This window comes from Citrobacter sp. JUb117, assembly GCF_024809055.1.
In the GTDB taxonomy this organism is placed as follows: Bacteria; Pseudomonadota; Gammaproteobacteria; order Enterobacterales; family Enterobacteriaceae; genus Citrobacter; species Citrobacter gillenii.
In genome coordinates this window covers 248,954-273,189 of the sequence record NZ_JANUFB010000001.1, presented here as the reverse complement: position 1 = coordinate 273,189, position 24,236 = coordinate 248,954, and the positions used below count along the sequence as shown (strand labels likewise).

The 24,236-nt window shown below is 56.1% G+C and carries 23 protein-coding genes and 1 riboswitch; of the genes, 7 read left to right on the top strand and 16 right to left on the bottom strand.

The genetic code is table 11. The features are described 5' to 3' along the window. Positions 1 to 105 precede the first annotated feature (105 nt). The 3 genes from M2374_RS01320 to M2374_RS01310 are packed head-to-tail and all read left to right on the top strand — an operon-like array spanning position 106 to position 3,067. Positions 106 to 867 carry an endonuclease/exonuclease/phosphatase family protein gene (locus M2374_RS01320; RefSeq protein ID WP_115259000.1) on the top strand — a complete coding sequence of 254 codons (762 nt, stop codon included), beginning with the start codon at positions 106 to 108 and terminating at the stop codon, positions 865 to 867. After that, positions 864 to 2,105: a cardiolipin synthase ClsB gene (clsB, locus tag M2374_RS01315; protein WP_181688344.1), complete on the top strand. Its 1,242-nt coding sequence runs from the start codon at positions 864 to 866 to the stop codon at positions 2,103 to 2,105. Before M2374_RS01320 ends, clsB begins: the two co-directional genes overlap by 4 nt. Next, a complete protein-coding gene (locus M2374_RS01310; RefSeq protein ID WP_181688345.1) occupies positions 2,105 to 3,067 on the top strand; it encodes a YbhN family protein in 963 nt (320 codons plus the stop codon). Before clsB ends, M2374_RS01310 begins: the two co-directional genes overlap by 1 nt. 100 nt (positions 3,068 to 3,167) lie before the next feature. Here M2374_RS01310 and M2374_RS01305 read toward each other — a convergent pair whose 3' ends face one another. The 6 genes from M2374_RS01305 to moaA all read right to left on the bottom strand — a co-directional run bounded on the left by M2374_RS01305 (position 3,168) and on the right by moaA (position 6,615). Then, the gene (locus M2374_RS01305) at positions 3,168 to 3,872 is read right to left on the bottom strand and encodes a Bax inhibitor-1/YccA family protein (protein WP_096757774.1); all 705 of its coding nucleotides are present in this window, start codon (positions 3,870 to 3,872) and stop codon (positions 3,168 to 3,170) included. Between the two features lie 41 nt (positions 3,873 to 3,913). Then, entirely contained in the window at positions 3,914 to 4,366 is a 453-nt protein-coding gene (moaE, locus tag M2374_RS01300; protein ID WP_115259002.1) for a molybdopterin synthase catalytic subunit MoaE, read from the bottom strand. 1 nt (position 4,367) lies between these two features. Next, complete coding sequence (gene moaD / locus M2374_RS01295; protein ID WP_096757776.1) at positions 4,368 to 4,613, bottom strand: molybdopterin synthase sulfur carrier subunit; 246 nt, start codon at positions 4,611 to 4,613, stop codon at positions 4,368 to 4,370. After that, positions 4,606 to 5,091 (bottom strand): cyclic pyranopterin monophosphate synthase MoaC, encoded by a 486-nt coding sequence (gene moaC / locus M2374_RS01290; RefSeq protein ID WP_096757777.1) that lies wholly within the window; start codon positions 5,089 to 5,091, stop codon positions 4,606 to 4,608. Before moaC ends, moaD begins: the two co-directional genes overlap by 8 nt. A gap of 2 nt (positions 5,092 to 5,093) precedes the next feature. Then, positions 5,094 to 5,606 (bottom strand): molybdenum cofactor biosynthesis protein B, encoded by a 513-nt coding sequence (gene moaB, locus M2374_RS01285; RefSeq protein ID WP_181688346.1) that lies wholly within the window; start codon positions 5,604 to 5,606, stop codon positions 5,094 to 5,096. A 19-nt stretch (positions 5,607 to 5,625) separates the two neighbouring features. Further along, entirely contained in the window at positions 5,626 to 6,615 is a 990-nt protein-coding gene (moaA, locus tag M2374_RS01280; RefSeq protein ID WP_096757779.1) for a GTP 3',8-cyclase MoaA, read from the bottom strand. Then, positions 6,603 to 6,748, bottom strand: a riboswitch (molybdenum cofactor riboswitch). It overlaps the preceding gene by 13 nt. Before the next feature lie 288 nt (positions 6,749 to 7,036). On the opposite strand from moaA, the gene yvcK reads away from it, so the two are divergent. Next, complete coding sequence (gene yvcK, locus M2374_RS01275) at positions 7,037 to 7,945, top strand: uridine diphosphate-N-acetylglucosamine-binding protein YvcK (protein WP_115259004.1); 909 nt, start codon at positions 7,037 to 7,039, stop codon at positions 7,943 to 7,945. A gap of 159 nt (positions 7,946 to 8,104) precedes the next feature. Here the strand turns inward: yvcK and uvrB are convergent, their stop codons facing one another. The 5 genes from uvrB to bioB form a co-directional block, all read right to left on the bottom strand. After that, positions 8,105 to 10,126 carry an excinuclease ABC subunit UvrB gene (gene uvrB / locus M2374_RS01270; RefSeq protein ID WP_115259005.1) on the bottom strand — a complete coding sequence of 674 codons (2,022 nt, stop codon included), beginning with the start codon at positions 10,124 to 10,126 and terminating at the stop codon, positions 8,105 to 8,107. A 632-nt stretch (positions 10,127 to 10,758) separates the two neighbouring features. Next, positions 10,759 to 11,439, bottom strand: a complete 681-nt coding sequence (gene bioD, locus M2374_RS01265; protein WP_181688347.1) for a dethiobiotin synthase — start codon at positions 11,437 to 11,439, stop codon at positions 10,759 to 10,761. Next, positions 11,432 to 12,187: a malonyl-ACP O-methyltransferase BioC gene (gene bioC, locus M2374_RS01260; protein ID WP_137362334.1), complete on the bottom strand. Its 756-nt coding sequence runs from the start codon at positions 12,185 to 12,187 to the stop codon at positions 11,432 to 11,434. Before bioC ends, bioD begins: the two co-directional genes overlap by 8 nt. Next, positions 12,174 to 13,328, bottom strand: a complete 1,155-nt coding sequence (gene bioF / locus M2374_RS01255) for an 8-amino-7-oxononanoate synthase (RefSeq protein ID WP_181688348.1) — start codon at positions 13,326 to 13,328, stop codon at positions 12,174 to 12,176. The genes bioC and bioF overlap by 14 nt, the downstream gene beginning before the upstream one ends. Further along, positions 13,325 to 14,365 (bottom strand): biotin synthase BioB, encoded by a 1,041-nt coding sequence (gene bioB / locus M2374_RS01250; RefSeq protein WP_096757785.1) that lies wholly within the window; start codon positions 14,363 to 14,365, stop codon positions 13,325 to 13,327. Before bioB ends, bioF begins: the two co-directional genes overlap by 4 nt. A gap of 76 nt (positions 14,366 to 14,441) precedes the next feature. Between bioB and bioA the strand changes: the two genes are divergently transcribed. Next, positions 14,442 to 15,731: an adenosylmethionine--8-amino-7-oxononanoate transaminase gene (bioA, locus tag M2374_RS01245; protein ID WP_181688349.1), complete on the top strand. Its 1,290-nt coding sequence runs from the start codon at positions 14,442 to 14,444 to the stop codon at positions 15,729 to 15,731. 57 nt (positions 15,732 to 15,788) lie between these two features. Further along, complete coding sequence (locus tag M2374_RS01240) at positions 15,789 to 16,265, top strand: kinase inhibitor (RefSeq protein WP_137400322.1); 477 nt, start codon at positions 15,789 to 15,791, stop codon at positions 16,263 to 16,265. A gap of 92 nt (positions 16,266 to 16,357) precedes the next feature. Here the strand turns inward: M2374_RS01240 and hutH are convergent, their stop codons facing one another. The 5 genes from hutH to hutI form a co-directional block, all read right to left on the bottom strand. Next, on the bottom strand, positions 16,358 to 17,878 hold the full coding sequence (hutH, locus tag M2374_RS01235) for a histidine ammonia-lyase (RefSeq protein ID WP_096757788.1): 1,521 nt from the start codon (positions 17,876 to 17,878) through the stop codon (positions 16,358 to 16,360). A gap of 1 nt (position 17,879) precedes the next feature. Then, entirely contained in the window at positions 17,880 to 19,565 is a 1,686-nt protein-coding gene (hutU, locus tag M2374_RS01230; RefSeq protein ID WP_096757789.1) for a urocanate hydratase, read from the bottom strand. 135 nt (positions 19,566 to 19,700) lie between these two features. Beyond that, positions 19,701 to 20,426: a histidine utilization repressor gene (locus tag M2374_RS01225; RefSeq protein WP_096757790.1), complete on the bottom strand. Its 726-nt coding sequence runs from the start codon at positions 20,424 to 20,426 to the stop codon at positions 19,701 to 19,703. Between the two features lie 65 nt (positions 20,427 to 20,491). Further along, positions 20,492 to 21,433, bottom strand: a complete 942-nt coding sequence (gene hutG / locus M2374_RS01220; RefSeq protein WP_115259012.1) for a formimidoylglutamase — start codon at positions 21,431 to 21,433, stop codon at positions 20,492 to 20,494. Beyond that, complete coding sequence (hutI, locus tag M2374_RS01215; RefSeq protein WP_181490423.1) at positions 21,430 to 22,653, bottom strand: imidazolonepropionase; 1,224 nt, start codon at positions 22,651 to 22,653, stop codon at positions 21,430 to 21,432. The genes hutG and hutI overlap by 4 nt, the downstream gene beginning before the upstream one ends. A gap of 223 nt (positions 22,654 to 22,876) precedes the next feature. Here hutI and M2374_RS01210 point away from each other — a divergent pair, with 223 nt between their 5' ends. Beyond that, the gene (locus M2374_RS01210) at positions 22,877 to 24,160 is read left to right on the top strand and encodes a putative acyl-CoA thioester hydrolase (protein ID WP_115259975.1); all 1,284 of its coding nucleotides are present in this window, start codon (positions 22,877 to 22,879) and stop codon (positions 24,158 to 24,160) included. Positions 24,161 to 24,236: the final 76 nt, after the last annotated feature.

Here is a 24,236-nt window from a genome sequence, read left to right as displayed (position 1 = left end):
CTAATTGTTCAGAGTACCGGACTTTACGGAAAATTCCGTAACACCGCATCCTTTTGTGACGCCGACTACACTATTTAAAGGAAAAATGACGCCGACAGGAGAATCATGAGCGGACAAACAGTTCGATTTTCATTCAATGTGCTCACAATTAATACTCACAAAGGTTTTACCGCCTTTAATAAGCGATTTATTTTGCCTGAGCTACGCGATGCCGTCAGAACGGTCGGTGCGGACATTGTGTGCCTGCAGGAAGTGATGGGTGCGCACGAGGTTCATCCCCTGCACGTAGAGAACTGGCCAGATACTACACACTATGAATTTCTCGCAGATACTATGTGGAGCGACTTCGCCTACGGACGCAATGCCGTGTATCCGCAGGGGCATCACGGTAACGCGGTGCTGTCGCGCTATCCCATTGAACATTATGAGAATCGTGATGTATCCGTCGGCAGCAGTGAAAAGCGCGGTGTGCTTTACTGCCGCATCGTGCCGCCGATGCTCCCTCACCCCATCCATGTGATGTGTGTACATCTTGGTTTGCGTGAAGCCCACCGCCAGGCGCAGTTGACCATGCTGGCTGATTGGGTCAATGCCCTGCCTGAAACCGAACCCGTGGTGGTGGCCGGGGATTTCAACGACTGGCGGCAAAAGGCCAATCATCCTTTGAAAACGCAGGCCGGTCTTGACGAGATTTTTACCCGCGCCCACGGACGCCCGGCGCGTACCTTTCCGGTACGTTTGCCGCTGCTGCGCCTCGACAGGATCTATGTGAAAAACGCCAATGCCAGTATTCCGACGGCGCTGGCGCTACGTCACTGGCGACATTTGTCCGACCATGCCCCCCTGAGCGCGGAGATTCATTTATGAAATATGGCTGGCGTGATGGCAATCAAATTCAGCTGCTGGAAAACGGCGACCAGTACTACCCCGCCGTGTTTAAGGCCATTGAACAGGCGCAGCAAAAAATCATCCTTGAGACTTTTATCTGGTTTGAAGATGCGGTCGGGAAACAATTGCATGCGGCACTGCTCAGTGCGGCACAGCGTGGTGTTAAAGCCGAAGTGTTGCTCGACGGCTACGGGTCACCGGATCTCAGCGAGGAGTTTGTCAGCGAACTCACCACCGCGGGCGTGGTTTTCCGCTATTACGACCCACGCCCGCGGTTGTTCGGCATGCGGACCAACCTTTTTCGCCGCATGCACCGCAAAATTGTGGTGATTGACGACCGTGTCGCTTTCGTCGGCGGGATTAACTATTCCGCCGAGCATATGTCCGATTACGGCCCGGAGGCCAAGCAGGACTACGCCGTGCGTATTGAAGGTCCCATCGTGGCAGACATCCTGACCTTCGTGCTGGAAAACCTGCCGGGGCAAAGCGCCGTGCGCCGCTGGTGGCGACGTCATCATCGGGCAATCGAAAATCGCCAGCCCGGCGAGGCGCAGGCGCTGTTTGTCTGGCGCGATAACGAAGAACATCGTGATGATATTGAACGCCATTATTTGAAAATGCTCACCCAGGCCAAACGCGAAGTGATCATTGCCAACGCCTATTTCTTTCCCGGCTATCGCCTGCTGCATGCGCTGCGCAAAGCGGCGCGACGCGGCGTGCGGGTCAAACTGATAGTGCAGGGTGAACCGGATATGCCGATTGTGAAAGTCGGCGCTCGCCTGCTGTACAACTATCTGGTGAAAGGCGGCGTCCTGGTGTATGAATACCGTCGCAGACCCCTGCACGGCAAAGTCGCGCTAATGGACGATCACTGGGCGACGGTAGGCTCCAGCAACCTCGACCCGCTCAGCCTGTCGCTGAATCTGGAGGCCAACATCATTATCCATGATCGCGCATTTAACCAGGTCCTGCGGGACAATCTGCATCCCATTATTACCGAGGATTGCCAGCAGGTAGATGAATCGATGTTGCCCAGACGCACCTGGTGGAACCTGACCAAGAGCGTGCTGGCGTTCCACTTTTTACGCCACTTTCCGGCGCTGGTCGGCTGGCTACCGGCGCACACGCCGCACCTTACCGAAGTCGCGCCTCCCGCGCAGCCGACTCTGGAAACGCAAGACCGCATTCAGGCTGAAGATGCAGGAGGGAAACCCTGATGGCGAAAGCATCTCCCCGCTGGCGGTTAGCAAAAAAGATCCTCACCTGGCTGTTTTTTATCGCGGTGATCGTACTGCTGGTGGTGTATGCCAGCAAGGTCAACTGGGAAGAGGTCTGGTCGGTTATCCGGGATTACAACCGCCTCGCCCTGCTCAGCGCCATTGGTCTGGTCATCGTCAGCTATCTGCTGTACGGCTGTTATGACCTGCTCGGACGCTATTATTGCGGACACAAGCTGGCAAAACGTCAGGTGATGCTGGTGTCGTTTATCTGCTACGCCTTCAACCTGACGTTAAGCACCTGGGTGGGCGGCATTGGCATGCGCTATCGACTCTATTCCCGCCTCGGATTACCGGGCAGCACGATCACGCGCATTTTCTCACTCAGCATTACCACCAACTGGCTGGGCTATATTCTGCTCGGCGGGTTTATTTTTACCTTCGGCGTCGTTCAACTGCCCGCACACTGGTATATCGACGAGGCCACACTGCGCATTCTGGGTATCGTACTGCTGCTGATTATTGTCATTTATCTGTGGTGTTGCGCCTTCGCTAAACATCGGCATATCACGATTAAAGGGCAAAAACTGGTGCTGCCATCGTGGAAATTCGCGCTGGCGCAGATGGCCATCTCCGGAGCAAACTGGATGGTGATGGGAGCGATTATCTGGCTGTTATTAGGCCAGGAAATCCATTATTTCTTCGTGCTGGGCGTGCTACTGGTCAGCAGTATCGCCGGGGTTATCGTACATATTCCGGCGGGTATCGGCGTGCTGGAAGCGGTATTCATGGCACTGCTGGCGGGCGAAAATACCTCACAAGGCACGATCATCGCCGCCCTGCTCGCGTATCGCGTACTGTATTATTTTATCCCGCTGCTGCTGGCGTTGATGTGCTATTTGTTGCTGGAGAGTCGGGCGAAAAAACTGCGGGCAAAAAACGAGAAGGCGATGGCGAAATAACCGTGAAGGTTATTGCCGGATGCGGCGTAACGCCTTATCCGGCCTACTTTCGACGCAACACGATAGCCCGGATTAGCGCAGCGCCATCCGGCAGCAGAAATTAACGACGATTGCCGAAAATACGCAGCAGCATCAGGAACAGGTTGATAAAGTCCAGATACAGCGTTAACGCCCCAAGGATCGCGTATTTACGCAGGTTGGAACTGTCGCGCAAATCGATTTGCTCGCCGATGTTTTTCAGCTTCTGCGTGTCATAAGCGGTCAGGCCGACAAACACAATCACCCCAATGTAGGTCACCGCCCACATCAGCGCTTCGCTCTTCAGCCAGAAGTTAACCAGCGAGGCCAGCACGATGCCGATCAACGCCATAAACAGCATGTTGCCAAAACCACTGAGATCGCGCTTGGTGGTGTACCCGTACAGGCTCATGATACCGAACATCCCGCCAGTGACCACAAACGTGCTGGCGATAGACGAGTAGGTATAGACGATAAAGATGCTCGACAGCGTCAGCCCGGTTAATGCCGAATAGAGCATAAACAGTGTGGTGGCCATACCGGCGCTGAGCCTCTGCACCATGCCGGAAAGGACAAACACCAGCGCCAGTTGGGCGATGATCAGCCCAAAGAAGGTGATTTTGCTGGAAAAGACAAACGTCATCACCGCCGGCGTGTTCGCCGCATACCAGGCAATAAACGCCGTCAGTAACAACCCGCAGGTCATCCAGCCATAGACTTGCGCCATATAGGTTTGCAGACCGGAACGGGCCTGCACAATAGAATCGGTTCGTGGGAATCGGTCCATGACAATCTCCTGAATTAGTATGTACCTAAACCAATTGTACTCTACCAGCGTTTTGCTGCTTGCTTATCGCTGTCGCGGGCATCAACCCAACGGTCGCCTTCCGGCGTGGCCTCGCGTTTCCAGAACGGCGCGCGGGTCTTAAGATAATCCATAATAAACTGTCCGGCGTCAAAGGCACTGCTGCGATGCGCGCTGGTCACGCCAACGAAGACTATCTCATCTCCCGGCCACAGCTCACCAATACGGTGGATAACCGTCACGCGGCCCAGCGGCCAGCGTTCACGCGCCTCATCGACGATTTCCGCCAGCGCTTTTTCGGTCATGCCCGGGTAATGTTCCAGCGTCAATGCCTGCACGCTGTCCCCGAGATTATGATTACGGACTTTACCGGTAAACGTGACCACCGCGCCGTCTTCATCGCGCTCTGCCAGCCAGGGATATTCTTCCCCCACGCTAAATGGCGCAGGCCCAACAACAATTCGCGTTTCAGCCATCTCAGCCTCCGGTTACCGGTGGGAAGAAGGCCACTTCATCACCTGCGTTGAGGGGATGGTCGAAGCTCACCAGCGTCTGGTTGACGGCCGCCAGCAGCTTGCCATCTTCTAAAGCCAGCGCCCAACGATCGCTTTGCGCAGCCAGATGCTGGCGCAAGGCTTCCACCGTGGGAAAATCTGCCGCGACCTCTAACGTATCTGCGTTCACCAGTTCTCGCACCTGGGCAAAGAAAAGCACCTTAATCATCTGCATCCACCTTAAAATCACCCGACTTGCCGCCGCTTTTCGCCAGCAGGCGTACCGGACCAATCACCATATCCTTTTGAACCGCTTTGCACATGTCGTAGATGGTCAGCGCCGCCACCGATGCTGCGGTTAACGCTTCCATTTCGACGCCGGTTTTCCCGGTCAGTCGGCACAGCGATTCAATGCGCACACGGTTGTGTTCCGGCTCGGCGCGCAGATTAACTTCAACCTTGCTGAGCATCAGCGGGTGACATAGCGGGATAAGATCCCAGGTACGCTTGGCGGCCTGGATACCGGCAATACGTGCGGTCGCGAAAACATCGCCTTTATGGTGGCTGCCGTCGATAATCATCGCCAGGGTTTCGCTACGCATAGTGACGAAGGCTTCGGCGCGCGCTTCACGTACGGTTTCGGCTTTGGCGGAAACATCCACCATGTGCGCTTCGCCAGCGGCGTTAATATGAGTCAGTTGCGACATACTTATTTCTTCAAATGGGGGTGGAAGTTACACGGACGCGTACGGGCATCGAGCTGCGGCGCAATGATATTTTCCCAGGCAGTGCGACACGCTTTGGTCGACCCCGGCATGGCAAAAATCAGCGTTTTATTGGCCACTCCGGCAATCGCGCGTGATTGCAACGTCGCGGTGCCAATCTCTTCAAAGGAGAGCATGCGGAACACTTCGCCAAACCCTTCGACTTCACGGTCGAACAGCGGCAGCAGCGCTTCTGGTGCCTGGTCGCCTTCGGTCAAACCGGTACCGCCGGTAATCAGCACCACTTGCACATCGTTACTGGCAATCCAGGCGGAAACCTGGGCGCGGATGGCATAGCGGTTCTCTTTAACAATCGCCTTGTCTACAATCTGATGACCCGCCTCCAGCGCACTGTCGCGCAGATAATGGCCGGAGGTATCGTCCTCTTCGCCACGACGGCTGGAAACAGTAAGAATAGCAATGCGTGTCGGGATAAATTCAGCGCTTACCTGACTCATGAAAAACTCCTTTTAGCGATCAGCCGCCAATGTAAGATAAGTTTTGCGTAATACCGGTATTGTTCTGATGCAGGAAGTGGGTCTGCTTTTTCTCCAGCAACGCGCTTGAGATACGTTCTTCCAGCGCAGACTGCTGAGCGTCATCTTCCAGCAAATCACGCAGGCTGACCCCGCCTTCACCGAATAAGCACAGATGCAGTTTGCCGACAGAAGAGACGCGCAGACGGTTGCAGGTGGCGCAGAAGTCTTTCTCATACGGCATGATCAGACCGATTTCACCCGCATAATCGGGATGACAGAAAACCTGCGCCGGACCGTCGCTGCGCTGGCGTAGCTGATGGATCCAGCCGCGACGCAGCAGTTCATCGCGCAGTACCTGGCCGGAGATATGGTGTTTACGGAAGAGAGAACTGCCTTCGCCGGTTTCCATCAGCTCAATAAAGCGTAATTGAATCGGACGTGGCTGGATCCAGGCGAGAAAGGTGTCCAGTTGATGGTGGTTTACATCGCGCATCAGCACGGTGTTCACTTTGACTTTCTCAAAACCGGCATCAAAGGCGGCATCAATGCCCGCCATCACCTGTTGAAATTTATCCTGCCCGGTAATGGCATGAAACTGACGGGCGTCAAGGCTGTCGACGCTGACGTTCAGCGCTGTGAGCCCCGCCTCACGCCAGGTGGCGGCATCCCGTGCCAGACGATAACCGTTGGTGGTCACCGCTATCTGGCGGATGGCGTCATTTTCTCGCACGGCGGCGATGATGTCGGTAAAGTCACGACGCAATGACGGCTCGCCCCCGGTCAGACGCACTTTTTCCGTTCCCAGATTGGCGAACGCACGCGTGACGCGGCGAATTTCATCAACGGTCAAAAAACCGTTATTGGTGACCCCACCGGGCTTGTAGCCATCCGGCAGGCAGTAGGTGCAACGAAAGTTACACACATCGGTAATCGACAAACGTAAGTAGTAAAACTTACGTGCGAAAGCATCGGTAAGTTGAGAGCCCATGTACACCTTTCCAAATACGGGAGGCGGAGTCATTTCTTCCTGCGCCCTGGTGACAATCTGATGTAAGCCTTGTCACGGCCAAAGCACCGTATCATTTGACCCAGGTGCAGAGGCTAGAGTGTTTATACTCGTCATACGTCGAGTACATGTTGGTTATGCCGATACTAGCGTGTAAATAACAGTTTTGCCATGTACACTTTCGCTATATAATCCTATACATAGCGACATGATCGTGCAATTTCGCTACAGAATAAGCAAAAACCACAGTTTTGCATTGATATACATCATCTTGCTATCAGGTGGATGTCGTCAAAAAGAGGTAGATCGCCTAAATTTATTTTCACACAACACCACCAGATAATTGCTGAAAACCCGTAATTTACGCTACTGTAACGGCGATCAATTAATATCAGGAATAACTATGCGCACTCGCACGTTGGCGGATCTGGATCGCGTTGTCGCTCTCGGCGGAGGGCATGGATTGGGACGCGTCCTCTCTTCACTTTCTCCTTTAGGTTCACGCCTGACGGGCATTGTCACCACCACCGATAACGGCGGATCTACCGGTCGAATTCGCCGCTCCGAGGGAGGTATTGCCTGGGGAGATATGCGTAACTGTCTGAACCAGTTAATTACCCAGCCCAGCGTCGCATCCGCGATGTTTGAGTATCGTTTTGGCGGTAATGGCGAACTTTCCGGGCATAACCTCGGAAATCTGATGTTAAAGGCATTAGATCACCTCAGCGTACGGCCTCTGGAAGCAATCAATTTAATTCGCAGCCTGTTGAAAGTTGACGCGCATTTAATTCCGATGTCCGAGCTGCCGGTCGATTTAATGGCTATCGACGATCAGGGACATGAGATTTATGGCGAGGTGAATATCGATCAGCTCACTATCCCGCCTCAGGAACTGATGCTGTCGCCAAAGGTGCCGACCACGCGCGAAGCGGTAGAGGCTATCGCTGAAGCCGATTTGATTCTGATTGGGCCGGGCAGTTTTTACACCAGCCTGATGCCTATCCTGCTGCTCGACGAACTGGCGCAGGCCTTACGTCGCACACCGGCTCCGATGGTCTACATCGGCAATCTGGGGCGTGAATTAAGCCTCCCTGCCGCCAGTCTGACGCTTAACGATAAGCTGACTATCATCGAACAATATGTCGGGAAAAAAGTGATTGATGCGGTGGTTGTCGGGCCAAAAGTCGATGCTTCAGCCGTGAGTGACCGCATCGTGATTCAGGACGTGCTGGAAGCCAGCGATATTCCGTATCGCCACGACCGTCAGCTGTTGCACGACGCGCTGGAAAAAGCGGTGCAAGCGTTAGGCTAGGTGGAATTGCCTGATGGCGTTACGCTTATCAGACCTACCGAAGCGTTCTGTTCCGCCATCCGCCACCAAACACTGCCTGATGTGCTGCGCTTATCAGGCCTACCAACGCGCTCTATCCCGCAGGCCGGATAAGGGATTTATCCCGCATCCGGCACCCACTTACGATGCCGCGATAAACAGCTCGCGCAGCTGGTGCAGCTGATCGCGGATTTGAGCAGCTTCTTCAAACTCCAGGTTCTGCGCGTGCTTCATCATCTGCCCTTCCAGTTCATGGATTTTCTGCTGCAGCGCCTTCGGCGTCATATCCAATTCAACCACCTCGGACTTCGCGCCGGAACGCGACTTGCCTCGGCCCTTGGCTTTGGTCTTGGCAATATTTTGCCCCAGTGCCAGAATGTCGACCACCTTCTTGTTCAGCCCCTGCGGCGTAATACCATGCTCTTCGTTGTACTGATGCTGCTTCTCACGACGCCGTTCGGTTTCGCCGATCGCCTTTGCCATTGAGGCCGTAATTTTATCGCCGTAGAGGATCGCTTTACCGTTGATGTTACGTGCCGCACGGCCGATAGTCTGGATCAGCGATCGCTCAGAACGCAGGAACCCTTCTTTGTCGGCGTCCAGAATCGCCACCAGAGAGACCTCAGGCATGTCCAGACCTTCTCGTAACAGGTTGATACCCACCAGCACGTCAAACTCGCCCAGACGCAGGTCACGAATGATTTCCATACGTTCCACGGTGTCGATGTCCGAGTGCAGATAGCGCACCCGCTCGCCGTGCTCTTCGAGGTATTCCGTGAGGTCTTCCGCCATCCGCTTGGTTAGCGTCGTCACCAGTACACGTTCGTTGATCGCCGCGCGGATACGAATTTCAGACAGCAGGTCATCGACCTGTGTTGCCACCGGGCGCACTTCAATCACTGGATCCAGCAGGCCGGTCGGTCGTACTACCTGATCAACGACGTCATCGCCGGATTTCTCCAGCTCATAGTTGCCCGGCGTGGCGGAAACATAGATGGTTTGCGGGGCCAGCGCCTCAAACTCTTCAAACTTCAACGGGCGGTTATCCAGTGCTGACGGCAGACGAAAACCGTACTCGACCAGCGTCTCTTTTCGCGCCCGGTCGCCGCGATACATACCGCCGATTTGCGGAATAGTCACGTGGGATTCATCGACCACCAGCAGGCCATCGGCTGGCAGGTAGTCAAACAGCGTCGGCGGCGGCTCGCCAGGCCCGCGCCCGGAGAGATAGCGGGAATAGTTTTCAATGCCCGAACAGTAGCCCAGTTCGTTCATCATCTCCAGATCGAACTGCGTACGCTGGCTTAAGCGCTGTTCTTCCAACAACTTGTTGTTCGCTAGCAGGTTTTTACGCCGCTCGGCAAGCTCGACCTTAATGTCTTCCATCGCCTGCACAATGCGTTCGCGTGGCGTAACGTAGTGCGTTTTAGGGTAGACGGTAAAGCGTGGAATGCTGGATTCAACCTGCCCGGTCAGCGGGTCAAACAGTGACAAACGCTCCACTTCTTCATCAAACAGCTCCACGCGCAACGCAATGTCGTCAGATTCTGCCGGGAAGATGTCTATCACTTCACCGCGCACACGGAACGTCCCGCGCTGAAATGCCTGATCGTTGCGGGTATATTGCAGCTCTGCCAGGCGACGCAAAATGGCGCGTTGATCGATGATCATCCCGACAGTCAGGTGCAGCATCATTTTCAAATACAGGTCCGGGTCGCCCAGACCATAGATCGCGGAAACCGAGGCCACCACAATGACATCCCGACGCTCCAGCAGCGCCTTGGTCGCCGACAGTCGCATTTGCTCGATGTGTTCGTTGACCGACGCATCTTTCTCGATGAATGTATCAGAACTCGGTACGTACGCTTCCGGCTGGTAATAGTCGTAGTAGGAGACAAAATACTCTACCGCGTTATCCGGGAAGAATTCTTTCATCTCGCCATACAGCTGGGCCGCCAGCGTCTTGTTGGGTGCCAACACCATGGTCGGGCGCTGGAGGTCCGCAATGACGTTGGCGATGGTGAACGTTTTCCCCGAACCCGTTACGCCCAGCAGCGTCTGATGCGCCAGACCATCCTCCAGCCCTTCTTCCAGGCGACGAATCGCCTCAGGCTGATCGCCAGAGGGTTTAAAAGCGGAATTCAGTTTGAACGGTTTACTCATGAGCAGCTACCTGAAGCAATGGGCGGGCAGGTGTCTAATTTTACTCGCAGCAGTAGATTTTGCCAGTAAAATATACTGGATGGAAAAACAGTAACACACCACAATATTTCTGTTACGCCCCCTTAACCCCCATCACGGCGGGCTAAAATTTCACCGCAGGCAAGATAAAACACCAGCAAAAATGTGTTATCCCCAGACCTATGACTTTTTTAACATTTGTCAAGCCAGGAGATGAAAGTTTTATGGCAACAGATGACACTTCCGCGACAGCCATTGCTTTTATCTAACAATCTGTATTTGAATAACTATTTTCTCAAGCCGTCTTTCGCAGCAATTTAGTCGCAGGCCGCGTCTTCTCTCGCTTACATAGTGTTTTCTAACTCTAATGCACAAGGTTATCCACAGGAATAGTGGATAACTGTCTCCAGCCCGTGCTGACTGCCGCCTGGCAGAAACGTATCGATGTCCTTTTTTGGTCGAATAAAAAAAAATTATCGCTAAATTTTGATATTTATCAGCTAACGAAGCGGGCTGGAACAGTCGAGATCCTGCTCGCATTTTCATCATTTTTTTGCCTGCCCAGGGCGTTAACACGGGCAGGCCACAGCAGCCTATCCGCACCAGAATGGCGCCTAAGGCAGCGTGCTCAGATCGATATAGCGTCCGGTCTCTGCCCGCTCCGGCGTCGCTGACAGCCACGGGATCTCGCCCAGCAGCGGTGCCGCAAGTGCGCGCCTCAGCGTCGCCATGTATTCAGCGTGACGCTTCCCTGGCGGGGTTACGTCATTGGCAACCCAGCCGACCAGCGTCAGCCCGGCCTGGCGTATCGCCTGCGCGGTCAGGAGGGCATGATTGATACAGCCGAGCTTCACGCCCACCACCAGAATCACCGGCAATTGTTCCGTTTGCACCCAGTCGGCAAAGCTCAGCGTCGGCGAAAGCGGGGTCAACCATCCCCCGGCCCCTTCTACCAGCACCCAGTCGGCCTGTTTCTCCAGGGCGCGTAAACCGGCAGACATCACCGGGGCCTGAATCGGTCGCCCTTCATCGGCGCTGATAATATGCGGTGACGTGGGTTCGGCGAAGGTATACGGATTGATGGCCGCATAGTCCACTGCCAACGAACTGTTCCGCTGCAACGCCAGGGCATCGCTGTTACGCAGGCCGTCTGCCGTCATTTCACTGCCCGAGGCGACCGGCTTGTAGCCCACGGTCCGGTAGCCCAACTGTCCTGCCGCCTGTAACAATGCACAGCTGGCGATGGTTTTACCAACCTCGGTGTCCGTCCCGGTGACAAAATACGTTTTAGTCACGTTGAATCACTCCCAAAAAAAGATGGTACGTCAGCGGGTATTTCCCCTGTTTCTGGGGCCAGGCTAACTGTAACTGTTGCAGCTGTGAGCGGGTCAGCACGCGCTGTTCGCGACCTTCATGCAAATGCGTCGCGCCAATGCCTTTGAGCGAACGCATGGCGCTCAGCGCATCGTCAAACCACAGCGTGACGGCCTGCATCTGATACTCAACCTCCCAGCCGTGCAGCGCGTTTTCCAGCTGTTCGACGGGTAAAAAACGGTTGGCGTGCGCCCGGTTATCCACCGCCTGCCACGCCTGACGCAGTTCCGGCATCGAGCCATGCGCCAGGGTGCTGAAGGCCACCGTCCCGCCGGGGCGCACGACGCGGTAGAGTTCGCCTAATGCGTGGCGTAAATCGCCGCACCATTGCACGGCCAGATTGCTCCAGGCCAGGTCAAACGTCGCGGTATCCTGCGGAATGGCCTCAATATCGGCCAGCAGATAATGGTGCGCCGCATCGTGCCGCTGGGCTTGCGCCAGCATAGGCGCAGACAAATCCAGGGCGCTGACCTCGCTCCCCTGCTCTCGCCAGTAGCGACTCATGCGACCTGGCCCGCAGCCGGCATCCAGCACGCGGGCATACTGCCGCCCCGCCAGCCGCGCCAGTAACGCATCGGCGCTTTGACGCTGTAATTCAGCGTGTTGTTCGTAGTGGGAGGCAGCGCGTCCGAACGCGGCGGCAATGGCCTGCTTATCAACCTGCGTCATGCAGCACCTCCAGCAAGCGGTCGATATCCTGAGCTTCATGCGCCTGAGTCAGCGTCAGTCGCAGTCTGGCAGTACCAGCCGGCACGGTAGGTGGCCGGATTGCCGTCACCCAGCAACCCCGATCGCGTAACGTCTGCGCCAGCTGCAACGCTTTTTGGTTATCGCCGACGATCAGTGGCTGAATGGCGCTGTCTGACTGTGCCAGCAGCAAATCAGGGTTCGTCATACCGGCACGAAAACGCTGGATAAGCATCGCCAGCTTTTCCCGGCGCTCGTCGCCTTCGCGACTGCGGATCACCGCCAGCGCGGCGCGCAACGCCTGAGCCTGTGCCGGGGGCATACTGGTGCTGTAAATCAGATGGCGAGCAAACTGCAGCAGATAATCGGCCACGCTGTCAGAGCAGAGAATGGCCGCCCCGCTGACGCCAAAGCCTTTGCCGAAGGTCACCACCAGCAGCTCGGGCTTGACCTGCTGCTGCCAGCACGAGCCGCGTCCTTCCTCACCGGTGACGCCAATACCGTGGGCATCATCCACCAGCAGCCACGCCTCATGGCGCTGCGCCTCGGCGTGGATTTGCGCCAGCGGCGCGCTGTCGCCGTCCATGCTGAATACACCTTCGGTGACCACCAGCTGTTGCCCCGGACAGGGAGCCGCCAGCAGACGAGCTAAATGCTGAGTGTCGTTATGGGTAAAGCGGCGCAGCATGGCCGGGCTCAGACTGGCGGCCTCCAGCAGCGAAGCGTGGCTGAGTCGGTCTGCAACAATGCGATCCTGTTTACCCATCAGCGCGGCAATCACCGCCTGATTGGCGGCAAACCCGGAGGTAAACAGCAGCGCGCGTGAATAGCCCAGCCATTGTGCCAGTTCGTCTTCCAGCGCCTGATGCGCTATGGAATAACCGCTGACATGCCCTGATCCGCCGCTGCCGACGCCAAATCGGTCGGCCCCTTGCTGCCACGCACAGACGATCTGCGGATGGTGGCTTAGCCCAAGGTAATCGTTACTGGAAAAATTCAGATATTGACGACCATCTGCCTGCAACCAACGCCCGGCGCCCTGCGTCACCGCATGACGACGGCGCAGAGCATCGGCAGAACGACGAGCCACAAGCGCATCGTCAATTTTTTGCTGCCAGGTCATACAGTTGCCGCGTTGTAGTAATCGTCAGTGTCTGGAGTGCGCAGGGCCTGTTCCAGACGCTGCTGCTGTTCGTTATCGCCCGCCAGCACCGCCGTTTGCTGGGGATTCAGGCCCAGCTTGCGGAACAGCAGCAGGTCTTTATCTTCGTTCGGGTTCGGCGTGGTCAGCAGTTTACAGCCGTAGAAAATCGAGTTAGCCCCGGCCATAAAGCACATGGCCTGGGTCTGTTCGTTCATTTGTTCTCGTCCTGCAGACAGACGGACATACGAGGTCGGCATCATGATGCGTGCCACGGCGATGGTGCGGATAAAATCAAACGCATCCACATCGTCATTATCCGCCAGCGGCGTGCCCTTCACCTTCACCAGCATATTGATGGGGACGCTTTCCGGCGGAGTGGGCAGGTTTGCCAGCTGCAGCAGCAACCCGGCGCGGTCAGTGACCGTTTCGCCTAAGCCGACAATGCCGCCAGAGCAGACTTTAATTCCGGCTTCACGCACTTTATCCAGCGTATCCAGGCGTTCCTGATATGAACGGGTAGTGATGATATTGCCGTAAAACTCCGGCGAGGTGTCGAGGTTGTGGTTGTAGTAGTCGAGACCCGCGCTGGCCAGACGCTGCGCCTGCGTTTCATCCAGCGTACCCAGCGTCATACAGGCTTCCAGCCCCAGTTCTTTCACGCCCTGCACCATTTGTTCCAGGTAAGGCATATCGCGCTCGTGTGGATTCTTCCACGCCGCGCCCATGCAGAAACGCGTTGAACCGGCTTGTTTGGCCTTACGCGCAGAGTCCAGTACCTGCTCAACTTCCATTAAACGCTCGGTTTCCAGACCGGTTTTATAGCGGGAACTTTGTGGGCAATATTTGCAGTCTTCCGGACAAGCGCCGGTTTTTATCGACAACAACGTACTGACCTGTACCTGCTGCGGGTCAAAGTGCTGACGGTGGATCTGTTGCGCTTCAAACAGCAGATCCAGCAGTGGTTTTTCAAATAATTCGGTAACTTGCGACATTGTCCAGCGAGAAGAATGAGCCATATTGGTGTTCGTTTCATTTTGAGTTTCATGTAGACTCGTAAACCTAAATCTTTTTAATTTGGTTTACAAGTCGATTATGACAACGGACGATCTTGCCTTTGACCAACGCCATATCTGGCACCCTTACACCTCGATGACCTCCCCGCTGCCGGTGTATCCGGTAGCGCGCGCTGAAGGTTGTGAACTGATTTTAGCCAGCGGCGAGAGACTGATTGACGGGATGTCGTCCTGGTGGGCGGCGATCCACGGTTACAATCACCCGCAGCTGAACGCCGCGATGAAAACGCAAATCGACGCCATGTCACACGTGATGTTTGGCGGCATTACCCATGCCCCGGCCATTGCACTGTGCCGCCAGCTGGTTGCCATGACGCCAGAACCACTGGACTGCGTTTTTCTCGCGGACTCAGGCTCCGTTGCCGTGGAAGTAGCGATGAAAATGGCGCTGCAGTACTGGCAGGCAAAAGGCGAATCTCGCCAGCGTTTCCTGACGTTCCGTAACGGGTATCACGGTGATACCTTCGGGGCGATGTCGGTCTGCGATCCTGACAACTCAATGCACAGTCTGTGGAAAGGGTATCTGCCGGAAAACCTGTTCGCCCCAGCCCCGCAAAGCCGGATGGGCGGCGAGTGGGATGAGCTGGATATGGTGCCCTTTGCCCGTCTGATGGCGGCCCATCGCCACGAGATTGCGGCAGTGATCCTGGAGCCTGTCGTTCAGGGTGCAGGCGGCATGCGCATGTACCATCCCGAGTGGTTAAAGCGCATCCGTAAGATGTGCGATCGCGAAGGTATTCTGCTGATTGCCGACGAAATCGCCACCGGCTTTGGACGCACCGGTAAGCTATTTGCCTGTGAACACGCCGACATTACGCCGGATATTTTATGTCTCGGCAAAGCGTTAACCGGCGGGACAATGACCCTTTCTGCCACCCTGACCACTCGCCAGGTGGCGGAAACCATCAGTAACGGCGAAGCGGGCTGCTTTATGCACGGTCCGACGTTTATGGGCAATCCACTGGCCTGTGCCGTCGCCTCCGCCAGTTTGTCTCTGCTGGAGTCGGGCGAGTGGCGCTCACAGGTGGCTGCAATCGAAGCGCAACTGCGCCGTGAACTGGCACCGGCGGCGGATTCGGCGTATGTCGCCGACGTGCGCGTTCTCGGTGCCATCGGCGTGGTAGAAACCACCCACCCGGTGAAGATGGCGGCGTTGCAGAAGTTCTTTGTCGATCAGGGCGTATGGGTCAGACCGTTTGGCAAGCTTATCTACCTGATGCCACCGTATATTATCCAGCCCGAACAACTGCGTCGTCTGACCCAGGCGGTGAACGACGCCGTGCGCAATGCAACATTTTTTAGCGATTAATCGGCGGTAAACTGTGCGTTTTCTGGCTACACTTTTTGGCTAACGAGAGGAGTCGGCATGAAACTTATCAGTAACGATCTGCGCGACGGGGACAAACTTCCGCATCGCCACGTTTTAAACGGCATGGGGTATGACGGGGACAATATTTCCCCGCATCTGGCGTGGGACGATGTGCCCGCCGGGACCAAAAGTTTTGTCGTGACCTGTTACGATCCTGATGCACCAACCGGCTCCGGCTGGTGGCACTGGGTGGTGGTTAACCTACCTGCAGATACCCGGGTTCTGCCGCAAGGGTACGGCTCCGGATTGGTTGCGTTGCCGGAGGGCGTGCTGCAAACGCGCACGGACTTTGGTAAAGCTGGCTACGGCGGCGCGGCACCGCCAAAAGGGGAAACGCATCGCTATATCTTTACGCTTCACGCGCTGGATGTGGAGCGTCTTGATGTCGATGAGGGCGCCAGCGGCGCGATGGTCGGATTTAACGTCCATTTCCATTCGCTCGCCAGCGCGTCAATTACCGCGATGTTCAGTTAAGCGCAGTGCCGGATGTCGGCTTCGCCTCATCCGGCCTACCAGGCAGACCGTAGGCCTGATAAGACGCATCAGCGTCGCCATCAGGCAATTTGCTACAGAAATTCAGGCAACAATTTCAACAGCGTTCCTTGCGCTAACAGCTCGGTCGCACACTCGATATCCGGAGCGAAAAAACGGTCCTGGGTATAATGTGAAACCTGTTCGCGCAAGGCCTGACGCGCCTGTTCCAGCAGCGGGCTTGAGGTCAGTCCTTCACGTAAATCGATCCCCTGACAGGCCGCCAGCCACTCCACGGCTATCACACCGCGCGTATTTGCCGCCATCTCCCACAGTCGGCGACCAGCCGCAGGTGCCATGGAAACATGATCTTCCTGGTTGGCCGACGTGGGCAGGCTGTCTACGCTGTGCGGGTGTGCCAGCGCTTTGTTTTCACTGGCCAGCGCGGCGGCAGTGACCTGCGCAATCATAAAGCCAGAGTTAACCCCACCATTTTTGACCAGGAATGGCGGCAACTGCGACATGTGTTTATCCATCATCAGCGCAATACGCCGCTCTGATAGCGCACCAATTTCCGCGATCGCCAGCGCCAGATTATCCGCCGCCATCGCCACCGGCTCGGCATGGAAGTTACCGCCGGAAATCACATCCCCTTCTTCGGCAAACACCAGCGGATTGTCCGACACAGCGTTGGCTTCAACTAACAGTACGTCCATCACCTGGCGCATTTGCGTCAGGCACGCGCCCATCACCTGCGGCTGACAGCGCAGGGAATACGGATCCTGCACTTTTTCACAGTTATGATGGGATTGCGACAGCGCACTGGCGTCGGTCAGCACATGACGATACAACATAGCGGCGTCAATCTGCCCACGCTGTCCACGCGCGGCATGAATGCGAGGGTCAAACGGACGACGTGAGCCCAGCACCGCTTCGGTCGTCAGCGCGCCGCACACCGTCGCGGAGGCAAACAGCTCCTGGGCTTCAATCAACCCACGCAGGGCAAAGGCGGTGGACGCCTGAGTCCCGTTCAGCAGCGCCAGCCCCTCTTTTGCCTCCAGCGTAATCGGCTCCAGTCCGGCTTTTTTCAGTGCCTGCGTCGCCGGGAGCCATTCCCCCTGCCAGCGTGCTTTCCCCTCACCTAGCAAAGTCAGCGACATGTGCGCCAGCGGGGCCAGATCGCCCGATGCGCCGACAGAACCTTTCGCTGGGATCAGCGGGTAAACTTCGGCGTTCACCAGCGCAATTAACGCTTCAATCACGCTCAGGCGAATACCGGAGAAACCGCGCGCCAGGCTGTTGATTTTCAGCACCATGATCAGACGCACCATGGCATCATCCAGCGCGTTGCCAACGCCAGCAGCATGTGAAAGCACCAGCGAGCGCTGAAGATTTTGCAGATCTTCCGTGGCGATACGGGTCTGGGCCAGCAGGCCAAATCCCGTATTGATGCCGTAGGCCGTTCGCCCTTCGGCAACAATATTATTCACGCAGGCCACGCTGGCGTTGATGGCATCAACCGCGCTGGGGTCCAGACTCAGTTGTACCGGCTGCTGCCAGATCTCCCGTAGCTGCGTAAAACTCAGATGACCTGGTGTTAACGTAAGCTTAGTCATTTCAGTCTTTCCCCTGCGTCCCGGCAATCATCGGTAAATTCAATCCTTGCTCAACGGCACATTCCACCGCGATGTCATACCCGGCGTCTGCGTGACGCATGACGCCCGTAGCCGGATCGTTATGCAGAACCCTGGCAATACGCGCGGCGGCTTCATCGGTGCCGTCACACACAATCACCATCCCCGCATGTTGCGAGAAGCCCATGCCGACCCCGCCGCCGTGGTGCAGCGACACCCAGGTTGCCCCGCTGGCGGTATTGAGCAGCGCGTTAAGCAAAGGCCAGTCGGACACGGCGTCAGAACCGTCGCGCATGGCTTCGGTTTCACGGTTTGGGCTGGCAACAGAGCCAGAGTCCAGATGGTCACGTCCAATGACGATAGGCGCGGAGACTTCACCGCTGCGCACCATTTCGTTAAACGCCAGCCCCAGCTTTTGCCGCCACTCCAGACCAACCCAGCAGATACGGGCTGGCAAGCCCTGGAAGTTAATCCGCTCACGTGCCATATCCAGCCAGTGGTGCAGGTGTTTATCGTCGGCAACAATTTCTTTTACTTTGGCATCGGTCTTATAAATATCCTGCGGATCGCCGGAAAGCGCCACCCAGCGGAAGGGACCAATGCCGCGACAGAACAGTGGACGAATATAGGCGGGTACAAAGCCAGGGAAATCAAAGGCATTTTCCACGCCCATCTCTTTGGCCATCTGGCGAATGTTATTACCGTAATCAAACGTCGGCACACCCATTTTGCTAAAGTCCAGCATTGCCTGTACGTGTGTGGCCATGGAACGTTTCGCCGCCTGCACCGTACCCTGCGGATCGGATACCGCTTTTGCCTGGTACTCTTCCCAGCTCCAGCCGGACGGCAGATAACCGTGTAGCGGGTCATGAGCGCTGGTCTGATCGGTGACCATATCCGGACGCACACCACGCTTCACCAGTTCCGGAACAACGTCGGCCGCGTTCGCGCACAGCGCAATAGAAACGGCTTTACCCTCACGGGTGTATTTGTCGATACGCGCCAGCGCGTCATCCAGCGTTGTGGCCTGCTCATCCACATAGCGGGTACGCAGACGGAAATCGATACGGCTTTGCTGACATTCAATGTTCAGCGAACACGCCCCCGCCAGCGTCGCGGCTAACGGCTGCGCCCCGCCCATTCCGCCAAGACCAGCGGTCAGTACCCAGCGTCCACTCAGGCTACCCTGATAATGTTGACGTCCGGCTTCAACGAAGGTTTCATACGTCCCCTGCACAATGCCCTGACTGCCGATATAAATCCAGCTCCCGGCGGTCATCTGGCCGTACATCGCCAACCCTTTCGCATCCAGTTCGTTGAAGTGTTCCCAGGTCGCCCAGTGCGGGACCAGGTTGGAGTTGGCAATCAGCACGCGTGGCGCATTGTCGTGGGTTTTGAAGACGCCGACTGGTTTACCCGACTGGACCAGCAGCGTTTCATCGGCCTCCAGTTTGGTCAGCGCCTTGACGATGGCGTCATAGCATTCCCAGTCACGCGCGGCGCGACCGATCCCGCCGTACACCACCAGCTCATGGGGATTTTCCGCCACATCAGGATCGAGATTGTTCATTAACATGCGCAGCGGCGCTTCGGTCAGCCAGCTTTTGGCCGTTAAGGTGGTGCCGCGTGGGGCACGAATATCCTGCTGACGATACTTGCTGTGAGACATGACGGAAACTCCTCGCGAACGTTCGGATAGATAAATAATATATACTTGTCTATACAAGTTGTCGCAAGGGTTGTTTTAACAATTAAGATACATTTTTATTATATTGCGTCAGCAATCACGGTTTTCATATCGGGCTCAGGACATGAAGCGCCCTTGCAGACGATAGCGGGAACCCGGAAAAAGCAAACGAGCATGAGAGACAATGGATGACGCGGACCAGGTCTTGCGACGGATCAGCAGGCAGGGATCGTGTTCTTTAATGTTCAGCAGCGCGCACTCTTCCGCGCTGGCGCGAACCGCTTCGACAATATGCTCGCCTTCGGTCAACGGGGCGATCAGCGACAGATAGGCGTGCGGCGTGGTCTGACTGTAATCCTGTGTCAGGTACTCCGGCACAATCTCCGCATTGACGCAGCGATCTTCAATTTGTACAGGTAGGGAGTTTTCAAAGTGCACCATGATCGAGTGATAAATAAAGGTACCTTCTTTAACGTTCAGCGCCGTGGCCTGCTGCGCGTTCGCGCGTGTGCTTTCCAGCTTCAGCACCTCGCACCGATGCTGATGCTGGCGGGCGATAATTTCATCGGCAATGCTGCGAATTTCAAACAACGCGGACTGACCTTTCGGCTCGGCGACAAACGTACCGACGCCCTGCAAACGCACCAGCAGCCCCTCGTCAGTAAGCTCACGCAGCGCCCGATTAATAGTCATACGGCTAAAACCATACTGCGCGACCAACTCCGCTTCCGACGGGATGCGATCGTGAGGTTGCCAGATACCGCTGGCAATCTTTTCACTGATCTCCTGTTTTACCTTTTCGTAAAAAGGTGCCGGGGCAGAACGGGAGTGGGATGGGAGCATGCGTTAGCCTTCCTTACGCTGAAAAATGAGAGTGGAAAAATGGCGGCGTAACGCTATTCGACACGTCAATGCCACCAGTGTGCGATTTGCCAGCCAAGACGAGCCGCAACGCGCGCCGCGTTGCCATCATCGTCAAAACGGGGATTAAATTCAACCATGTCTACCGCCTGCAGCTTACCGCAGCGGCACAGGGGCTCAATCAGCCTCAGCAGCGTCGACAACGGCACGCCCAGCGCGGCGGGTGCGGACACAGCGGGCATTTCCCAGACCGGTAGAACGTCGAGGTCGATGGTCAGATAGATGACGTCTACGCTGGAGATAAACTGCGCCATCTGTGCCTGCGCGTTTTGACAGTGCAGATCCTCCACCACTGTAACCCCAAGCCGCTGCGCTTCATCCCACAGCGCCTGGGTGTTAGCCGCCCGGTTAACACCAAAGCAGGCGTAATGAAATTCACGCTGCTGCACGTCGCAAAGCTGCGCCAACTGGCGAAACGGCGTTCCGGAGGTGGCCCGATCGGCATGGCGTAAGTCGAGGTGGGCATCGAGATTGACGATGCCCACGGTTAAGCGTGGGAACGCATCCAGCACACCTGCACCGTGGGCAAAGGCGGTTTCGTGCCCGCCCCCCAGCACGAAAGTGCGCATCTCAGCCTGCTGACAACGCTGTACCGCATGGCGTAACGCCTGCTGCGCCCCTTCGAGATCGGGGGCTTGCGCCACAATGTTGCCCAGATCCACCAGCCGGTCATGGCCTTGGTGGCTGGCTAAATTCGCCAGCGCTTTACGCAGTGCATCAGGCGCGCCAGCCGCCCCCGTGCGTCCCTGATTACGCTTTACGCCTTCATCGCAGGCGAATCCCAGCAGCGCTATCTGTTCACGATAGTTTTCCGGGCTAAACGCTGCACTGAGCGTGATAGTCTGAAACAGGCGCAGCGCGTTGGGTGACTCAGCGCGATCATCGCGACCTTGCCAAAGCGCGGGAGATGCGGGATGCCAGTGACTCATGATGGTTGTCCTCGGAATACGCGTTGATACAGCGGGTTGCGGCCAGGTTCATACAATATCTCAACCGGAAGGTGGGCGTCCCACACCACAAAGTCCGCCACGAACCCGACCTTCAATTGCCCATGGGTCGCCTGACGACCAAGGGCTTGCGCCGCATGACGCGTGACGCCCGCCCACGCTTCTTCCGGCGTTAAGCCAAACTGCACGCAGGCCATGTTCATCGCCCAGTGCAAACTGATAAACGGACTGGTACCAGGGTTGAAATCCGTCGCCACCGCCATTGGCACGTTATATTGACGTAGCCACTCCACCGGCGGGCGCTGTTTCTCTTTAAGAAAATAAAAGGCACCGGGTAGCAGGACCCCTACCGTGCCGCTGTGGCTCATCGCCGCCACGCCCGCTTCATCAAGATATTCAATATGATCGGCCGATAATCCGTGATAGCGACTTACCAACTGCGCGCCACCGAGCAACGACAGCTGTTCAACGTGGCCCTTAACCGGAATGCCCAACGCCTGAGCCGTCTGAAATACCCGTTCACTTTGTGCCAGGCTAAACCCAACGCTTTCACAAAACAGGTCGACAGTCTCAAACAGTCCCTGTTCCCACAGCTGCGGCAAAATGGTCTCGCACACCAGCGTAATATAGCCGTCAGGATCGTCACGGTATTCCGCCGGTGTCGCGTGCGCGGCCAGCAGCGTGGGGCTGATTTCAAGGGTATTTTCCGCCGCCAGCGCAGAGACCACGCGCAAAATTTTCTCTTCTGTCGCCAAATCCAGACCATAGCCTGATTTCACTTCCAGCAACGTGACGCCTTCTTTTATCAGCCGTTCCATGCGCGCGCGCGCCACGGCAAGGAGCTGATCGTCAGATGCGCGGCGGGTCGCCGACACGGTGGCGTTTATGCCCCCACCCTGGGCGCTGATTTGCTGGTAAGACACACCATTCAGCCGCTGCTCCCACTCGCCTGCACGATTCCCGCCAAAAACCAGATGCGTGTGGCAATCAATCAAACCTGGCGTAACCAGCCGACCCTGCATATCAAAGGTATTGTCATGTGTGCGGTATAACGAGGATTCAGGCACGATGGCGCGAATCTTGCCCTGTCGAATAATCAGCGCGTGACCGTCCACCAGCCCATACGGGGTATTACGTTCAGGATCCATGGTCGCCAGGCGGACATTACGCCAGATGGCATCATCAGGGAAAAATTGCTGCATTCCACTCACCACTTGTCATAGGTTGTATAGACATTTATTGAGATCCTGCGGATGTTGTCAACCTGAAGGGCGATAATTGTTATTTAATTGTGATATCAGGACGTTCTGCATCCGACATTGCTGCTATAAAAAACAACTTTTTACCTTTTCGCCTTTCCGTTTCGCTCAACTTAGTATAAAAAAGCAGGCTTCAATGGATAAATTTCAAAGCCCGGAGCAACCTGTGAACATTTCATCAGTTTCCCGTCTGGCGCTGGTAATGGCTTTTGGCGTGACGCTGACCGCCTGTAGCGCAACCTCGCCCGATCAAATTCCTTCCGACCAGACCGCGCCAGGCACCTCCTCGCGCCCGATTCTGTCGGCAAATGAAGCCAGCAATTTTGTCGCGGCTCATTATTTTTCTGCACTGACGCCAAACACCGCGCCGTGGTCCCCTTCTGCGATTTCTCTGCCCGCACAGCCTGATTTTGTTGTCGGCCCGGCAGGGACTCAGGGCGTCACCCACACCACCATTCAGGCGGCGGTGGATGCAGCAATCATTAAACGCACCAACAAGCGTCAATATATTGCAATCATGCCGGGTGAATATCAGGGCACGGTTTATATCCCGGCAGCAACGGGCAGCCTGACGCTGTACGGCATGGGCGAAAAACCGCTTGATGTGAAAATTGGCCAGGCAATTGACGGAGAGATGAGCACCGCTGACTGGCGTCGTACGGTCAACCCAGGCGGCAAATATATGCCGGGTAAACCTGCGTGGTATATGTTTGATAATTGCCAGAGCAAGCGCGGTACCAACATTGGCGTACTGTGTTCTGCAGTCGTCTGGTCACAAAACAACGGTCTGCAGTTACAGAACCTGACCATCGAAAACAACCTCGGCGACAGCGTGGATGCAGGTAACCATCCGGCCGTTGCTCTGCGTACCGATGGCGATAAAGTACAGATCAACAACGTCAACATTCTGGGTCGTCAGAACACCTTCTTCGTAACCAACAGCGGTGTACAAAACCGTCTGGAAAACGATCGTCAACCGCGTACGCTGGTGACAAACAGCTACATTGAAGGCGATGTGGATATTGTTTCTGGTCGCGGCGCGGTGGTATTCGAAAACACCGATTTCCGCGTCGTCAATTCTCGCACCCAGCAGGAAGCCTACGTGTTCGCACCTGCCACGCTGTCGAACATTTATTACGGTTTCCTTGCCGTCAACAGCCGCTTTACGGCTGCCGGTGATGGCGTGGCACAGTTAGGCCGCTCACTGGATGTCGATGCTAACACCAACGGTCAGGTGGTGATCCGCGACAGCGTGATCAACGAAGGCTTTAACATGGCGAAGCCATGGGGTGACAGCGTAATCGGTAAGCATCCGTTTACCGGCAACACCGGTGCGGAAGACGACAAAGGTGAAATCCAGCGTAACCTGAACGACACCAACTTTAACCGCATGTGGGAATACAACAACCGCGGTGTGGGTAGCAAAGTGGTTGCCGAGCCGAAGCAGTAAACGTCATTCTCTTATGTAGGCCCGGTAAGCGCATGCGCCACCGGGCAATGTGCCGGATGGCGACGAAAACCGCCAT

Bases quoted from the DNA above. Each gene is read 5' to 3' on its own strand.
- M2374_RS01320 (WP_115259000.1), top strand. From the start codon at position 106: ATGAGCGGACAAACAGTTCGATTTTCATTCAATGTGCTCACAATTAAT.
- clsB (WP_181688344.1), top strand. From the start codon at position 864: ATGAAATATGGCTGGCGTGATGGCAATCAAATTCAGCTGCTGGAAAAC.
- M2374_RS01310 (WP_181688345.1), top strand. From the start codon at position 2,105: ATGGCGAAAGCATCTCCCCGCTGGCGGTTAGCAAAAAAGATCCTCACC.
- M2374_RS01305 (WP_096757774.1), bottom strand. From the start codon at position 3,872: ATGGACCGATTCCCACGAACCGATTCTATTGTGCAGGCCCGTTCCGGT.
- moaE (WP_115259002.1), bottom strand. From the start codon at position 4,366: ATGGCTGAAACGCGAATTGTTGTTGGGCCTGCGCCATTTAGCGTGGGG.
- moaD (WP_096757776.1), bottom strand. From the start codon at position 4,613: ATGATTAAGGTGCTTTTCTTTGCCCAGGTGCGAGAACTGGTGAACGCA.
- moaC (WP_096757777.1), bottom strand. From the start codon at position 5,091: ATGTCGCAACTGACTCATATTAACGCCGCTGGCGAAGCGCACATGGTG.
- moaB (WP_181688346.1), bottom strand. From the start codon at position 5,606: ATGAGTCAGGTAAGCGCTGAATTTATCCCGACACGCATTGCTATTCTT.
- moaA (WP_096757779.1), bottom strand. From the start codon at position 6,615: ATGGGCTCTCAACTTACCGATGCTTTCGCACGTAAGTTTTACTACTTA.
- yvcK (WP_115259004.1), top strand. From the start codon at position 7,037: ATGCGCACTCGCACGTTGGCGGATCTGGATCGCGTTGTCGCTCTCGGC.
- uvrB (WP_115259005.1), bottom strand. From the start codon at position 10,126: ATGAGTAAACCGTTCAAACTGAATTCCGCTTTTAAACCCTCTGGCGAT.
- bioC (WP_137362334.1), bottom strand. From the start codon at position 12,187: ATGACGCAGGTTGATAAGCAGGCCATTGCCGCCGCGTTCGGACGCGCT.
- bioF (WP_181688348.1), bottom strand. From the start codon at position 13,328: ATGACCTGGCAGCAAAAAATTGACGATGCGCTTGTGGCTCGTCGTTCT.
- bioB (WP_096757785.1), bottom strand. From the start codon at position 14,365: ATGGCTCATTCTTCTCGCTGGACAATGTCGCAAGTTACCGAATTATTT.
- bioA (WP_181688349.1), top strand. From the start codon at position 14,442: ATGACAACGGACGATCTTGCCTTTGACCAACGCCATATCTGGCACCCT.
- M2374_RS01240 (WP_137400322.1), top strand. From the start codon at position 15,789: ATGAAACTTATCAGTAACGATCTGCGCGACGGGGACAAACTTCCGCAT.
- hutH (WP_096757788.1), bottom strand. From the start codon at position 17,878: ATGACTAAGCTTACGTTAACACCAGGTCATCTGAGTTTTACGCAGCTA.
- hutU (WP_096757789.1), bottom strand. From the start codon at position 19,565: ATGTCTCACAGCAAGTATCGTCAGCAGGATATTCGTGCCCCACGCGGC.
- M2374_RS01225 (WP_096757790.1), bottom strand. From the start codon at position 20,426: ATGCTCCCATCCCACTCCCGTTCTGCCCCGGCACCTTTTTACGAAAAG.
- hutG (WP_115259012.1), bottom strand. From the start codon at position 21,433: ATGAGTCACTGGCATCCCGCATCTCCCGCGCTTTGGCAAGGTCGCGAT.
- hutI (WP_181490423.1), bottom strand. From the start codon at position 22,653: ATGCAGCAATTTTTCCCTGATGATGCCATCTGGCGTAATGTCCGCCTG.